The following is a 16,498-nucleotide window of genomic DNA, read 5'->3' as shown; positions in this document are numbered from 1 at the left end:
GTGAATAATAACAAACTAACCGGCGCTGATTATTTAAAAGCTACCCTATGCAGCGCTGTATACGATGTCGCTCAAGTGACACCACTTGAACATATGGAAAAAATCTCATCTCGGCTAAAAAACCAAGTATTTGTTAAGCGAGAAGATCGCCAGCTCGTTCACAGTTTCAAAATTCGTGGCGCACAAGCCATGATTGCCAGCCTTACCCCGGAAGAACGCCAATGCGGTGTCATTGCCGCATCAGCTGGTAACCATGCCCAAGGTGTGGCATTTTCAGCAACAAAATTAGGCATTAAATCGCTAATTGTTATGCCATTAAATACCGCCGATATCAAAGTCGAAGCGGTAAAAGGCTTTGGTGGTGAAGTCCTGCTTTACGGCGCCAACTTCGACGAAGCCAAAGCCAAAGCAATGGAGCTGGCCAAACAGCAAAACCGCATCTTTATTCCCCCTTTCGATCACCCACTAGTTATCGCCGGTCAAGGCAGTATCGCTATGGAACTGCTGCAACAAAATGCCAAACTTGACCGCATTTTTGTGCCTGTCGGTGGTGGAGGACTTGCCGCGGGCGTTGCCGTACTAATCAAACAAATCATGCCATCAATCAAGGTGATTGCAGTTGAACCAGAAGAAGCAGCCTGCTTAAAAGCGGCATTAGTGGCTGGTCACCCAGTTGATTTAGAGCGAGTCGGCTTATTTGCCGAAGGCGTGGCAGTAAAACGTATTGGTGATGAGACATTTAGGCTCTGTCAACAATATATCGACGACATAATCACGGTGGATAGTGACGAAATTTGCGCCGCCGTTAAAGATCTATTTGACGATGTACGCGCCATTGCCGAACCTTCAGGCGCCGTGGCCTTAGCGGGAATGAAAAAATATGTTGAACAACACAACATTAGTGGCGAAAACTTAGCCCATATTCTATCTGGCGCTAACTTAAATTTTCATAATTTGCGTTATATATCAGAACGTTGTGAATTGGGCGAAAAACGCGAGGTGCTCTTAGCTGTCACCATTCCTGAACAGAAAGGCAGCTTTCTCAAGTTCTGCCAATTGCTCGGTGGTCGCGCGGTAACCGAATTTAACTACCGTTACCACGATGACAAATCAGCTTGCGTGTTTGTTGGCGTTAAAATTGCCAAGAGCAATGAGAAAGAAGAAATCATGCAAGAACTCACTGCTGCCAGTTACCAAGTTGTCGACTTAACAGACGACGAAATGGCTAAACTGCACGTGCGTTATATGATTGGCGGCAAACCATGCAAACCTATTGAAGAACAAGTTTATAGCTTTGAATTCCCTGAATCACAAGGTGCACTTCTCAAGTTCTTACAAACATTAGGTACTAACTGGAATATCTCAATGTTCCACTATCGTAGTCACGGCACCGATTATGGTCGTGTGCTAGCTGCCTTTGAAATTGACAAAGCCAGTCATAGCACCTTTACTAAACACCTAACCGAGTTAGATTACGGTTTTCATAACGAAACGGAGAATCCTTCGCTTAAGTTGTTTTTAACCGCTAAATAATTCAATTGCCTCTAAAAAATTAGAGGCAATTTTCCGCAATATTTTATCTTTCAAGGAGCTTACTATATCTTTATATTATAATAAATATAATTGATTTTTTATTTATTTGATTTATTTAACCATTTAATTTAATTAAAATATCCAGCCAGCATACATTCAACTTCTTCTTTTGATTTTACTTCCATAATATCAAATAATTTTTTATCGCTCTCTGTGGCTGTTCTAATTCGAGTGTCATTTAACCATAATTCATTATCAACTATTCTACGGGCTAAAGTTTGGCTACTTAATTTATTTTCTTTTAACCCAATAGTAAGCCATTGTTCATTTTTGATAGGAGCAAGAGATGTATAAATTAATTTCAAAAATTGATTTGAAAATTCAGGCGCTAATGGAATTTTGCTGATAAAACGAGTGGGTTTATAATAAATACCTAATAAAATTAAGTTATGAAAAATATCAGAAATATAAACCACTTGTGCAGGAATATACAATTTATTTCGAGTTGGTATGGCAATAACCTTACCTAAAAGATTTTGATTGATACTATTCTTTTTGTGGATTGTTTTTTTCTTTAGCTCAACTGAATCCAATCCTATATATTCTACTATACCTTCACCTGTATATACATTCATACGCGTTTTTGAAATGATGATACTCTGTTTTCCAGATTGCCCCGGAATGTGCAATATAAAAATATTTTCTTTTTTATTATCCAATAGAATATCTAATGCCATGTATTGATATAGCTCATGAGGAAATATATATTTCTCTAGTTCTTTAATTGTTATTAAGCGAGCTTTTTCTTGTAAAACATCTAAATTTATCTTTTTCATTTATTAAACGGCCTCCACCTCGGGCTTATCAAGTCACTATCTTTATTAAACATACTTCGATGTCCATATGGATCAGAAAGTCCGCTCTTTTTATTTCTAAAAAATTGGATAATCACTCTATCACCTTGGGACGATATCAAAGAACCATCGGGATGTACATGGCTAGACCAACGCCAACCTTGTTCACCAAGCACTTTCGCTTTATTTATATCTATCGGAATACTGGTAGCATTTCCTCGAACAATTAATCTACGCCCACCTGTGGTAAACATTGCAAACTCTTCCCCTGTTGCGGCACTAAGTGCGACTAAATCATTTTGTCCAAAAAGGCTTTTTTTAACAATAGTGCTTGAACCATAGCTAGGGAGCTCAGCTAAAACTGTTGCTTGAGGAGGGCTTAAACTTTCCACTCCCATCGCAATTGCTCGATAGTTTTGATTTGGAGTAGATATGATAACACCATCAGATAAACCTTTAATTAATCCTAATGGGTCAGACCATTTTACAGGGTTACCACACACATACTGATAGAGGTTCCATCCCCCCGCCAGCTTTATCGGGTCTTGGGTTATATACCGCCCGACAAAGGGGTCGTAATAACGATTTAGGTTGTAGTGTAAACCTGTCTCTTCATCGTAATATTGTCCCTGAAAGCGCAGCGGGTTATCAGGGATAGCTCGATGGCCAACTTCATGGTAGGTTTCATCAATAATTTGTCCATAGCCATTATACTGGCATTCATATAATGTTTCACCAAATCCATCCGTTAACCCTATCGGCGTGCCGAGTTGGTCATTTTGGTACCAGTAGAGTTGGTTTTTGCCTTGTTGGGCATTGCCCTGTACTAACGCCAGTGGCCGGAAGGAGTCGAGCTCATAGAGGTAACTTTGCCAGTGCTTGTCATTGTCGGTTTCGGCAATCAGTTTATGACCTTGCCAGATAAATTCCGTGGTTTTGCCATTTACCGTTTTACTGGTACGGCGGTTAAACGGGTCATAGCTGTAGGTAATAGTTTGACCACTGGGTTTAATCACCTTGATTAGACGATGTCGGCAATCATACTCATAATGCGTCACCAGACTTTGGTTTTTACCACGCTTTTCGGCAATTAAATTACCAAAACGGTCATACTCAAAATGTTTATCACTAAAAAACAGTAGCCGATTGCCACGATTCACTTTCGCTTCAAGCTGCGCTAAAGATTGTTTCTCACTGATTTTATTGCCGGTGGTATCATAACTAAACAGCTCTACTTTTTCCGCATGATGCTCTTCGCGATTCGCTTGGGGATAGCTGACCGTTTGCAGTTGACCTAACTTATCATAACGGTAATGGTGGGCTTGATTACCGTTGATTTGGGCTAGCTGACCATCGGGCTCATATTGGTACTGCTGTTGCCAGACCGGCAGCGGGGTATCATTGAGTTCAACATCAAAACCACGGTAGATTTGGTGTGACGCAAGCTGGCCGAGTTCATCATAGTGATAACGGTTAATTAAGCCATTACCCTGACGCCGCTCGCGCTCTCGTCCAGCTGAGTCATAAAACATGCCTATTAAGGATTGACCCTCTAGCGTCATTCCTCGTAGCTGACCGTTACGGTGATGGTATTCCAACCACTGCCCATCGGGCAGTTTGGTAATTTATGTTCACTTGCGGGTATAAAACATAACCATTACCGTTTGGAATCTGTTGATAGATTCCAAGCGTTATAGCCAAACTGGTAACGCTATGTTTTTTTAAACTATTTTCCGGTTAAATCGCAACTCACACTTTAATTATTAAAAAGAAAATAGATCATATCGGCAACCATTTTTACGAGTAAACCCAAATTGTTTCTTTATAGGGAACATTTGCGCTGAACCCGGGACTTTATCAAAATTTTCTTTTAAATAACGATATAATACTCCTATTTTCTTTTTCTCTTCCGCGGTTAATTCATCGATTAAATCTTCATTTTCAGTCAAAAAAAAGGATTTCTCTTTTCGAATAGTATAAAAACAACCAATATTGTTAAATAAACTCTAGGCATCTAGAACATCTTCCTTAAGTGAACTTAAGTATAATCTAAAATATTTGACCAACAGTTGATAGGGATGTGCTTTATTTTCAAGATAGGACATCATTCCGGTAAAATTAAGTATCTCATTATGATATCCCATATTACCCTCCTCCGGCGAAAAATAGTCACCTTCTCCTTTAAAATAGGCAGTAATTTCATTATTGTTTACTGCTTGTTCAAATTTACCCATTATTATAGCTCCTCCCATTTTTCAAAGTATTTTAATAATTTTTCAATCGAGCCGTTATGTATAAGCTTATGCGACCCCTTTAAAATGGCTTCTCTAATACCACCACTGGTCCAGCCACCCGGTAACCATTTGTCATTAGCCCCAACTTCTTTACCGGTGGACATTCCAAACTTAAAGCGAATATCGTTTAGTTTAATATGAACGACATATATTCGCGAGTTTTTAATCTGCTCTGCATCTAATCCTAATCGTTCGCACAATATTCGCCTATCATTACCGGCTGCTCGGTATTCAGCAAGGATTTTTTCCATATCCGATCTTAAAGCCACAAACTTATCTGGTGCTAAAGTTCTGTGTCCCTTTTCAAAATCTTTAATAAGCCATCTCTCAACCACAATAAAACTGGCACCCTCTTCCTCAAATAAAGCCAGATGTGCATCTACATATTCTTTTGACAAGTATTCAAGGACATTATCTGGTCGTTGATCTTTTTCTAACCCAGCAATTTCCCTAGCTTTTTTCTCGCTTAATGGATTTTGGTTGCCACACCCCGGTATATTTTTAAACCCAAGCGGATCTACCCAATTGACCGGATTAGGGCAGTATTGATAAAAATTGAGACCACCAATCAGCTTTATCGGGTCTTGGGTTATATACCGCCCGACAAAGGGGTCGTAGTAACGATTTAGGTTGTAGTGTAGACCTGTCTCTTCATCGTAGTATTGTCCCTGAAAGCGCAGCGGGTTATCAGGGATAGTACGATTGCCAACTTCATGGTAGGTTTCATCAATAATTTGCCCATAGCCATTATACTGGCATTCATATAATGTTTCACCAAATCCATCCGTTGACCCTATCGGCGTGCCGAGTTGGTCGTTTTGGTACCAGTAGAGTTGGGTTTTGCCTTGTTGGGCATGGCCTTGTACTAACGCCAGTGGCCGGAAGGAGTCGAGCTCATAGAGGTAACTTTGCCAGTGCTTGTCATTGTCGGTTTCGGCAATCAGTTTATGACCTTGCCAGATAAATTCCGTGGTTTTACCATTTACCGTTTTACTGGTTCGGCGGTTAAACGGGTCATAGCTGTAGGTAATGGTTTGACCACTGGGTTTAATCACCTTGATTAGACGATGTCGGCAATCATACTCATAATGCGTCACCAGACTTTGGTTTTTACCACGCTTTTCGGTAATTAAATTACCAAAACGGTCATACTCAAAATGTTTATCACTAAAAAACAGTAGCCGATTACCACGGTTCACTTTTGCTTCAAGCTGCGCTAAAGATTGTTTCTCACTGATTTTATTGCCGGTGGTATCATAACTAAACAGCTCTACTTTTTCCGCATGATGCTCTTCGCGATTCGCTTGCGGGTAGCTGACCGTTTGCAGTTGACCTAACTTATCATAACGGTAATGGCGGGCTTGATTACCGTTGATTTGGGCAAGCTGACCATCGGGCTCATATTGGTACTGCTGTTGCCAGACCAGCAGCGGGGTATCATTGAGTTCAACATCAAAACCGCGGTAGATTTGGTGTGACGCCAGCTGGCCGAGTTCATCATAGTGATAACGGTTAATTAAGCCATTACCCTGACGCCGCTCGCGCTCTCGTCCAGCTGAGTCATAAAACATGCCAATTAAGGATTGCCCCTCTAGCGTCATTCCTCGTAGCTGACCGTTACGGTGATGGTATTCCAACCACTGCCCATCGGGCAGTTGGGTAATTTATGTTCACTTGCGGGTATATAACATAAGCATTACCGTTTGGAATTTGTAATTAGATTCAATACATTATAGCTAAAGCGGTAACGCTATGTTTTTTTTAAACTATTCTCCGGTTAAATAGCAACTCACAACTTAACCATTAAAAAGTTAAAAGTCATAAAGAAAAAAGATCATATGGAAAACCATTTGCTTTTACTATTTTTATCTGCTCATCAAATGGTCTCATATTGGCTGAATCAGGGACTTTATCAAAGTTATCTTTTAAATAACGACATAATACCCCAATTTTCTTTTTCTCTTCCGCTGTTAATTGATCGATTAAGTAATCATTTGGAGTCAAAAAAAAGGAGTTATCGCTTCGAAGAGCATAAAAACAATTAATATTTTTAAATAAACTCCAAGCATCTAGAGCATCTTCCTTAAGTGAACTTAAGTATAATTTAAAATATTTGACCAACTCTTGATAGGGATTTACTCTTTTTTCAAGATAGAACATCATTCCCATAAAATTCATGATATAACTATGAGATGCCTTATACCTTTCCTCTGGCGTAAAATAGTCACCTTCACCTTTAAAATAAGCACTAATTTCATTATTATTTACTGCTTGTTCAAAATCCCCCTTCATGGGAACTCCTTTTTTAAAAAAAGCTGAAATAGCAAAAAAATCACTGTTTATTTTTTTCTTCAATTGATTAAATTTTGCATTGAGGAGTATCATTTCTTCAAAATCCTCCCGCCCAATAAAGAACTCAGCAAAGCCACGCGCCCCTGCTTGGATTGAGTAATAACCATCTCTTGCAGATTCAATAAAATATTCAGCTGAACTTGTATCTTCAATTGCTGATGATATATCTGCAATTGTACGATTAATTGCATATAACCAAGTATCATTTTGTTCAGCAATTAAAATATTTCGAAGTTTAATAAAATCATCTAATAAGGTATTTAATAATAGTGATAACATTCTATTCTCCTTAAGGTAATGGTATTTCCGCTAATACTTTCCGCTCAGGTATTTCCCAAGGTGTGCGTATAAATATTTGCTCGATATTTGGATTACCTAAATAAAATCCTACTTGATAGAGCTTTACCATGGTTATTAAAATTATCAGGATAGATTTGTCCTTATTGTCCTTTTATTTTTATCGTATTTTCCTTTTTTCAGAATAGTTTATCCCTTAAAAAAACTGTACGAATTAGCATAGCCTATCTAGCCTATTTAGCGAGTTTTTACTCCTCCATCACCTTGCAACCTTTAGATATATGGTAAATATTTTTCAGTTTAATTTTATAAGTTTTGTTTCTCTAACAAATCAAAACAATCTTGAGCGTTAAATGGTTGCGTTAAATCTAATGCCATCACAGAATCTATATATTCTTGTGGTGGTTTATAATAATGATCCCTTATATAATGGAGGATAAGACCTGGTGACGCATAATATTGATTATTCACTTGTGATGGAATTAATAATTCGCAAAATCCTAGAGGTAGTTCCATAAGTGCATTCCTCTTCTTATCTACATAAGGTTGTAAAATAGATTCTTTACATAATTTACAAGGAGAATTGCATCTTATCCTATTAAATTTATAATCATAATAATCATCGTTAATTATAATTTCTGTGAGTTTTTCAATGAATTCTGGTTCTGTATCGCCCATTTCATAAAAATGTTCATAAGAAAGCCAACCAATATTGATAATCATTTCTAGCGGTTTGTTCACATAGTAATTATAGTATGTATGATCTTTAAAATACATATCGTCAAAATTGTAACTAAAATGTGTTTGATCTTTAAAATACATATTTTTCACCTCTTATAACTTGTGGATGCTACCCACTGGTACACGGCATTAAACTAAATAGAAAGAGCCTACTTATACTCCGTGCATGCAGCCCATTGGACACACCCCATATTAGGTTTGAGTAAAACTCTCAACTCCGTGGGCTGTGCTACAACCATTGAATTTCTATAAATTATCAATCCTCGAGGAACATCTAAAATATAATTAGGTATTTTTTCCCCAGGTAACCACATTCTCATTCCTTCTATATCAGATTGTATAACAGGTCTAATTTCAGCTAATTTTATTAAACCTTCCCAATCACCTATTTCTATTAACCGACCTGTGATGTCTGCTATTTTAATACCTTCTCTCGGTAAAGTAATCATTGTTCCTTCAGGCACAATAATTTCGCCAGTACCAAATCGATAATATCCATGTCCAGCAAAAGCAGTTCCTGTTCCCCCTTCTAATATTTCTTTTGCGTAATATTGACCGGAATCACTATTAAGCCCTCTAATATAACCTAATGGGTCAATCCAGTTAATCGGATTTCCATTTACATAAGCGTAAAAATTGAGACCACCAATCAGCTTTATTGGGTCTTGGGTTATATACCGCCCGACAAAGGGGTCGTAGTAACGATTTAGGTTGTAGTGTAGACCTGTCTCTTCATCGTAATATTGTCCCTGAAAACGCAGCGGGTTATCAGGAATAGCTCGATTGCCAACTTCATGGTAGGTTTCATCAATAATTTGCCCATAGCCATTATACTGGCATTCATATAATGTTTCACCAAATCCATCGGTTAACCCTATCGGCGTGCCGAGTTGGTCGTTTTGGTACCAGTAGAGTTGGGTTTTGCCTTGTTGGGCATTGCCCTGTACTAACGCCAATGGCCGGAAGGAGTCCTGCTCATAGAGGTAACTTTGCCAGTGCTTGTCATTGTCGGTTTCGGCAATCAGTTTATGACCTTGCCAGATAAATTCCGTGGTTTTGCCATTAACCGTTTTACTGGTACGGCGGTTAAACGGGTCATAGCTGTAGGTAATGGTCTGACCACTGGGTTTAATCACCTTGATTAGACGATGTCGGCAATCATACTCATAATGCGTCACCAGACTTTGGTTTTTACCGCGCTTTTCGGCAATTAAATTACCAAAACGGTCATACTCAAAATGTTTATCACTAAAAAACAGTAGCCGATTGCCACGGTTCACTTTCGCTTCAAGTTGTGCTAAAGATTGTTTCTCACTGATTTTATTGCCGGTGGTATCATAACTAAACAGCTCTACTTTTTCCGCATGATGCTGTTCGCGATTCGCTTGGGGATAGCTAACCGTTTGCAGTTGACCTAACTTATCATAACGGTAATGGCGGGCTTGATTACCGTTGATTTGGGCAAGCTGACCATCAGGCTCATATTGGTACTGCTGTTGCCAGACCGGCAGCGGGGTATCATTGAGTTCAACATCAAAACCACGGTAGATTTGGTGTGACGCGAGCTGGCCGAGTTCATCATAGTGATAACGGTTAATTAAGCCATTACCCTGACGCCGTTCGCGCTCTCGTCCGGCTGAGTCATAAAACATGCCGATTAAGGATTGCCCGTCCAGCGTCATTCCTCGTAGCTGACCGTTACGGTGATGGTATTCCAACCACTGCCCATCGGGGAGTTTGGTGCCGTCGAGCAAACCACTGGTTTTATCATAGCGGTGACGAATCGTTGCCCAGTTTTGATGTTCCGCCGTCATCTGACCATCAAGGTTATATTCCCAAACCAGTATATTTTGACCGTCTTTAACTTTAATCAACTGACCATATGCATCATATTCATACTGCTCAATAACGCCGTCAGCAAAAATTCGCCGAACCAAGCGACCCGTGATATCACGCTGGTACTGTGTCACCAAAGGCTCCGCATCCGGCGTGTTACCATATTCCCTTTTTTCGATAATACGCCCGGCGTTGTCATAATGATAGGTGGTTCTAATGCCATCAAAGCCTATCTCTTCACTTAGCTGCCCGGTCGGGGTATAGTTTAAGTGATACACTTCACCTTTTTGGTTCTCAATCTCACTCATCTGTACGTGAACATTGTCATAGCGAAATTTGAGCCGCTCACCATTAGGTAAGCGTTTTTCCGTTACTAAGTGCAGCGGTGAGGCATACTCATATTCCGTCACCTTGCCCGATTCATCCTTAAACCAAGTCACTTTGCCATAAGCATTATAGCGATATTCCCGCGTAGTCTTGTTCGGGTAGGTCAGTTGGGTAACTTGCCCCAAACTGTCATAGGTGTAGCTTATCGTCTGGTTTTGCCCATCACTGATGGCCGTTATTCGCCCTTGGGCATCATAGGTATAATACTCAATGCGGCCATCCGGATAGGTGGTTTGTGTTCGTTGACCGGCATCATCCCATGCTTGAGTTAATTTAGTACCATCCGGGTAGATAATCGCAATACACTGTCCATCTTCATTGTACTGATATTGCGTCTTTTTCCCTTCTGGCGTAATTTCTTCTATGCGGTCTCCATAACCATTGTAGCGAAACTTCCAATTGCGGTTGCCTTGTATAATCTCACTGATTTGCTCATCCCACCAGTAATAGTAGGTCGATTGCCCGTCGGGGGTGTTAACTTCAGTCAGATTATTAAATTCATTATAGACATAATGGGTCTGACCGCCGAGCGCATCGGTTTTTACGGTCATTTGACCGTTGTCATTATACTCGTAGGTGGTCGTGTCACCATTGGCATTGGTTTCACTAATGAGTTTACCTTGTTGATTATGAATGTAGATTAAGGTCGTGCCATCTGACTGGTAAACGGTCGATTTACGCTGCTGGGTATCCCATTCGTAACGACTTTCAATACCATTAAAGTTGGTGATTTGACGATGACAAACCGCCGATTTCCCTTCACCTTGCCACTGCCAGCTAAATATCGCGCCTCCCGCCAGTTGACGCTGAACAATAAGATGCCCTTCCCCATAACGATAATGCTCGGTTTGATTTAATGCATTACTTGCCGCTATCAGCTCTTGCTGTTCATTGTACTGATAATGCATAATTGGGCGTAGCAGTTGCCATTCCTGTATTGCTGACTGGCGAGTAAACTCACTTACCTCAGTGATAAGTGAAGGGGTTTGCGCTGAGTAAGTCAGTGCTATCCGCTTTAAGCCACCAGCCAGCTCAAGGGCTATCAGTTTACCCTCTGTATCGTAAATCACGGTATGCTCATGACCATATTTATCACTGATAGCCACCAGTTTGGCTGTGCTGGCGGTAGCCGAGTCTCGCTTAAAGTGATAAATACCAAACTCACTGCTAACCAGATAGTGATTCGGTTTTCGACCTAAATAGAGTGCCGCTTCGGATAATAAGTTGACAATCGCCGGCGCTGACTCGGTAGGTTGTGGGAAGCTAATAAGATTGTTTTCGTGGTTTTGCCAAATAACGCGGTCATCCGCGGTAAAGGTTAACGTATGGCAAAGGCTATGACTCCAACCATAACCCAGACCACAATTGAACTCCACCGCACTGGTTCGGTAAAGCCGCTGCCAAACAAAAGGGAACTGGCTAAATAGGGTATCATCAACTAAGGTTAATAGCTCTTCACCGGTTAACATTGATACCGGATCGAGGTTTTTTCTATGTTCTTTTCCTGTTGTATTTTTTTTTCCATTTTGCGTTTTTGGCGGGGTATTTTTTATATTTTTATTGTTGTTTAATGTAAGGATGTTTTCATCTTTGCCAGCATTCGTCACTACGTTAACTGATTTCTTACTTTCATTTTTAACAACCGTTTTTAATCCGGTCGCTTCAGCTGTTGTACCGCCTACCTTTGTCACTGAAGTTTTTAGCTGTTTTTTATTAAAAAACTGGATAAAACGTTCAGGAAGCGAACCAATTATTTCCGCAGTAGTTGCTTTTGCAACCGAAGTTTTGGTTGATATAAAACTCTTGCCTTTTTCCAGTAAATTAGCGGTGGTTCGACTGATTGTTGAAGAAGAGGTTCGTAAAACGCTTGCAGCAATAGGGATAGCTTTTCCCATTACATAGCATTCGGCAAAAAACTGCGCCACATCAACGGCAAAATCAAAAAAATCTTTACCCAATAAATAAGCTTTATCTTTTGGCGACTGTATTTCATACCAATACTCAAGGGCGGCCGTGATAATATACAGATATACTTCATCTTGAACAAAAAAATAGACGTCTTTTATTTCGTTTTCTGTTTTGGGGGGTTCTGATGGCTCTTGAGTTTGGAATAATGACTGACACGATTCCAATAATTTCTTACCGGCAGCTTGCGCAAGAAATGGATTTGTTGGGGTAAGTAGTGAAGCATATATTGCCCCGTGGTCAATCATGAAATCCCATCCATCGATGACGGACTCTATACTTTCACCGGTTTTTTCTACCGCGCGATCCGCAACCCCCTCAAAAAAATCACCACCGACTGCCGTTGCTAATGGGATTTCCTCTGATATGGGATTATCGTAAATTCGTTGAGTGGCTTCAGCCATAGCTTTATCAAAGATTTGCCACCGTTGCTCATGGACATTGTCCCATTCGGATTCTAAAAATTCAGATAAATGTTGAATAATACGTTTATAACCATTTAGCCACTCATCAACTTGTTGTTGATTTGTAAAGGGGTCCATACGAATATAATAACGCTTGCCGGGTTGACAGCCATCAATAACTGCCCGGCCGTTATCATCCAATTCAAATGGGATTGCATTTTCTTCATCGGGAAAATATTCAGTATGGGACATGTTATTTGCGCCCCATTTATTCGGAACGATTTTGGCTAATTGTGGTATAAGTTGCCCTTTCAAGTTACCGACTTTAATAAATCGTTTACCGTCAGGCTGTTGGGCTGCCTCTACAGGGGCATCGGAAAATACAGAGGTTGAGAGTTCAAATCCATATTGAATAATAATCTGTTTATTTAAAGGACACTGCGCGGTTACTCCATTTTTATCCTTATATTCTTCTTGTGGATATCTCCAGGGGGTAAGCCCCTTCCTATTTCCTCCGCCCTTTCTTCCATGGTTTTACTGAGCTTATCATTTAATGCTAATATTTGAATGCTGCTTGCCACACCACTTTCTTGTAACTTCTTTTTATATTTAGCGTGAGCAGAGTAGTCGATATCGTCTAAAATACGAGAGAAACGCGCTAAGACAGACTGTAAAACTTCTTGTTTTCGATTCTTTTTATCCATATTTTACATCCCTGTGAGGTATTGTGTTTTTATAATGTGTATTTAATTAGCTGTTGAACCGCTTTACTTACGCCGTTTTCACCCTTTTCAATAACAAGATGCGATAATAGATGTACTAGCTTTTTATGTATAATCTCCTCATCAAATTGAAAATAGTAAGTTGGATACTCTTCCTGCAAACATTGAATAATATTACCAATTAAAGGCGTCTTATTTTTTTGTGATAGATAATCGATAAGTTCAGCCGGCACTTGCCACCAAGGGGAAACTTGCGCCTCTGCCTGTAGTGGAACAAAAACAGTAAAAGGTTCACCATTGATCCAGTAAAAGGCAAACGCCGGTAATACCTCAGCCCAACTATCGGCCATAAAACGGATTTGTTCAGCCAAATAGGTACCATCCCAGTAGCGAAAAAAGACCGTTTCACCATCCGGCATAATCACTTGGGTTAAACTGCGCAGATGAGCACAAATCGATTCAAAGGGCAAATGTGAACGTGCCAACCACCCCCAATTCTGATATTCAGTTTGGCTGACCCAATTTAAAAACGGACTATTTTCATCAAGTTGGACAATCATTGGCATCACACTATGCCAATTAGTATAGGGCGTACCGGTATAAAGCCCATAAGGAGTTTGCGAGCCATCAGTCACATAATAGTTTTTCACTGACTGCGCATCACTGACATTCGATAACACAGCGTAAAGCGGCATCTTTGCCATGGCTGTTATTTGACTCCAGTCTGATAGTGCAAGCTTAGTCATCTTGACCCCTTAATCAACACCGATAATCGATAATGTTATTGACTTGATTATAGGGGCTTTAAAACCGTAAGGCAATTATATGATTGGTCTAATAGCGAATGAAATTTAAGCTAATTCATCGCATAAATATTGAACAACAAATGCAAATATAGCTGTTTGAGGATATCAAACGTCACCCTCTAGGATAATACCGTTGCTGAAGCGACATTTAAGACAATAAAAACTGAATTTATCAAAAATAAGATATTCACCAATACGAATGAACTACGACAACGTTTTTCTGCTTATGCATATTGGTAAAACAACAATCGGCGGCATTCATCATTAGGTTATTTGACGCCGATGGCATTTAATAAACAGTTACCCCTTAATTTTGTTGTATGAAAAAGTGTGGACATTCCATTAATAACCTTCTTAATACAACAACTATTAAAAATAAAGAATAATAGAAAATTGTTATGATTTAAATTCATTTCGGATTTTATAAAATAGGTTATCTTTTGGAAAAAAAATCAGGGAGTTTATATCATCAATCGATGTTTATTGAATAAAAATATTTACTGAAAAAATATCATTCCTCAAACATTAACCCGCCCAATTAGAGCGGATGGTTCATGCTAACGTTTGAAAATCACTTTTTATCGCTCACTTCGTTAAACCATTGTCAGTTAAAGGCAATTATTCTATAGCTAACTAACTCGATTTTTCCTATCCTAAACACCCGCACCAAAGGATTAAGAGCTAAGAAATAATATAGCTAAGGATAAACACAAGTCATGTTGAGGTCGTATTGTATGGATATGGAATTTCTATCAGCCACTCTACCAGTCCAATAAATGCTATGCAGTTGACCATTTGTTGCCGTATAATAATCATAGTATTCGACAAAGCCAGTATCACTGTATTTGGCGACGGCACCCCACTCCGTGAAGAGCCCTGCACCAATATGACGCTGGAAATAATTACCGGGTGAAGATGGTGTGGCACCCAAATCGTCAAAATTAGCATTAGTTAAATCCTTAACCTCTGGCATACGATAACCAATACTAGTACACAAAGATGGTATTTTAGAAGGACTGTACTTTGTAGTACCCCCATTCACGAACCACTGCTTTAACACAAAACCATACTTGAGGACTTCATTATTATTTTTGTCACGACCTATTAATTCAAATACCTGAGGCAAAGAAGGTTTAGGGATATTTACCGGGTTTTCTAAACTCCATTGCGATTCTTTCACGGATGGACCCGTTAGTGTGACTCGAACACTTTTCCTTGTTGAATTGGTCATCGTCGCCTTAATAACACTATTTGGTGAAACCGCCTCCCACTTTAAAGGGTAAAGAGCACCACCTATATCTAAATCAAAATATAAATTATTAGCACCCGTTGTAGGGAAATTTGAACCATAAGACGATGACGTAAATGACTGCGGAAAAAAACCATTTAAACGATCCCACATGGGAGAACCTTCATATATACCTGAGTTAAAAAACATATCAGGTCTAACATAACAAATCACTGTCTTTACCTTAGGATTAATATAATAAATTGCTACACTCTTACCAAAACGACTTTCATTAGGCACACCATAACGTGTTTTTAATGAGCCTTCAGTATTAGATAATGTTAATTTGTAAGGTGCTTTACAGGGATCTAGTACCGTGTTGCGAGTAACTGCTTCACCATTTCTATCAACAATGGATAAATTTAAACTGCCAGTGGCGGAGATACCATTAATACCCTGACCATCACCATCATCATCACCCCAAAAATTGAAGGGGGGACCAATAATTAAACTTAAGTCAATAGAATCAGTGTTTGTTGGTATTAACATATTGATATCCGCAAAACTCTGACCCAATTCAGGTAACGTAAGAGGATCGTCTAAACTTGAACTATTGGTTTCGGGGGTAAATTTATCTCCATTAGAAAAGGATATCTCAAGCAGGCCTTTGGTGTTTTTCGCTTGAGTACGACCACCGTCGAAGGTCAAATATGGCGCTCGGCCATTAATGACACTTAAAGTGCTTGCCGTTAACGCATGACTTGAATAGGTAGTTATTAACAACAAACAAAAAAGTGATCTTAAAAGGATTTGTCGGGAAAAAAGGGAGCGATATAAAAATCGCCACGCAAAAAATTGCAAAATTCTGTGCAATTTTGATAAAAAATAGATTGGAGCAAAAAATAAAAGTTGGGCGCTTAACTTAACCGAATTTAAATTATAGGTTGTCCAGATTGGGTGTTGGGTGTTGGGTGTTGAAAATTATAATCCATTTCGACGCTCCTGTCAAATAACTTTATGTTTAATTTACATTTTATGACTTTGAGCGACTACACTATCGCCGCTAACTTCCTTTAATG

General features: G+C 39.4%; 12 protein-coding genes. 1 reads left to right on the top strand and 11 read right to left on the bottom strand.

The features are described from left to right. Complete coding sequence (gene ilvA, locus AC5LXV_RS06810) at window positions 1-1,533, top strand: threonine ammonia-lyase, biosynthetic (protein ID WP_493467769.1); 1,533 nt, start codon at window positions 1-3, stop codon at window positions 1,531-1,533. A 128-nt stretch (window positions 1,534-1,661) separates the two neighbouring features. Here ilvA and AC5LXV_RS06805 read toward each other — a convergent pair whose 3' ends face one another. From AC5LXV_RS06805 to AC5LXV_RS06755, 11 genes are all read right to left on the bottom strand, one after another. Next, window positions 1,662-2,369 (bottom strand): hypothetical protein, encoded by a 708-nt coding sequence (locus tag AC5LXV_RS06805; protein ID WP_493467768.1) that lies wholly within the window; start codon window positions 2,367-2,369, stop codon window positions 1,662-1,664. Next, window positions 2,366-3,985 carry an RHS repeat domain-containing protein gene (locus AC5LXV_RS06800; protein ID WP_493467767.1) on the bottom strand — a complete coding sequence of 540 codons (1,620 nt, stop codon included), beginning with the start codon at window positions 3,983-3,985 and terminating at the stop codon, window positions 2,366-2,368. Before AC5LXV_RS06800 ends, AC5LXV_RS06805 begins: the two co-directional genes overlap by 4 nt. Before the next feature lie 165 nt (window positions 3,986-4,150). Beyond that, window positions 4,151-4,336 carry a hypothetical protein gene (locus AC5LXV_RS06795; protein WP_493467766.1) on the bottom strand — a complete coding sequence of 62 codons (186 nt, stop codon included), beginning with the start codon at window positions 4,334-4,336 and terminating at the stop codon, window positions 4,151-4,153. 57 nt (window positions 4,337-4,393) lie between these two features. After that, window positions 4,394-4,621, bottom strand: coding sequence for a hypothetical protein (locus tag AC5LXV_RS06790; RefSeq protein ID WP_493467765.1), 228 nt, complete (start codon window positions 4,619-4,621; stop codon window positions 4,394-4,396). Window positions 4,622-4,623: 2 nt separating this feature from the next. Beyond that, the gene (locus tag AC5LXV_RS06785) at window positions 4,624-6,318 is read right to left on the bottom strand and encodes an RHS repeat domain-containing protein (protein ID WP_493467764.1); all 1,695 of its coding nucleotides are present in this window, start codon (window positions 6,316-6,318) and stop codon (window positions 4,624-4,626) included. Between the two features lie 181 nt (window positions 6,319-6,499). Then, window positions 6,500-7,312: a hypothetical protein gene (locus AC5LXV_RS06780; RefSeq protein WP_493467763.1), complete on the bottom strand. Its 813-nt coding sequence runs from the start codon at window positions 7,310-7,312 to the stop codon at window positions 6,500-6,502. 324 nt (window positions 7,313-7,636) lie between these two features. Next, window positions 7,637-8,152, bottom strand: a complete 516-nt coding sequence (locus tag AC5LXV_RS06775) for a DUF7919 family protein (RefSeq protein WP_493467762.1) — start codon at window positions 8,150-8,152, stop codon at window positions 7,637-7,639. 68 nt (window positions 8,153-8,220) lie between these two features. Further along, window positions 8,221-12,978: an RHS repeat-associated core domain-containing protein gene (locus AC5LXV_RS06770; RefSeq protein ID WP_493467761.1), complete on the bottom strand. Its 4,758-nt coding sequence runs from the start codon at window positions 12,976-12,978 to the stop codon at window positions 8,221-8,223. Window positions 12,979-13,109: 131 nt separating this feature from the next. Continuing rightward, window positions 13,110-13,367, bottom strand: a complete 258-nt coding sequence (locus AC5LXV_RS06765) for a hypothetical protein (RefSeq protein WP_493466187.1) — start codon at window positions 13,365-13,367, stop codon at window positions 13,110-13,112. A gap of 29 nt (window positions 13,368-13,396) precedes the next feature. Next, a complete protein-coding gene (locus AC5LXV_RS06760; protein ID WP_493467760.1) occupies window positions 13,397-14,131 on the bottom strand; it encodes a DUF4123 domain-containing protein in 735 nt (244 codons plus the stop codon). Window positions 14,132-14,888: 757 nt separating this feature from the next. Further along, entirely contained in the window at window positions 14,889-16,205 is a 1,317-nt protein-coding gene (locus tag AC5LXV_RS06755; protein WP_493467759.1) for a hypothetical protein, read from the bottom strand. Between the last annotated feature and the right edge of the window lie 293 nt (window positions 16,206-16,498).

The organism is Gilliamella sp. LMG 34359 (assembly GCF_984569085.1).
The sequence above is the reverse complement of the archived record's forward strand: the minus strand, read 5'-3'. Positions and strand labels throughout refer to the sequence as shown.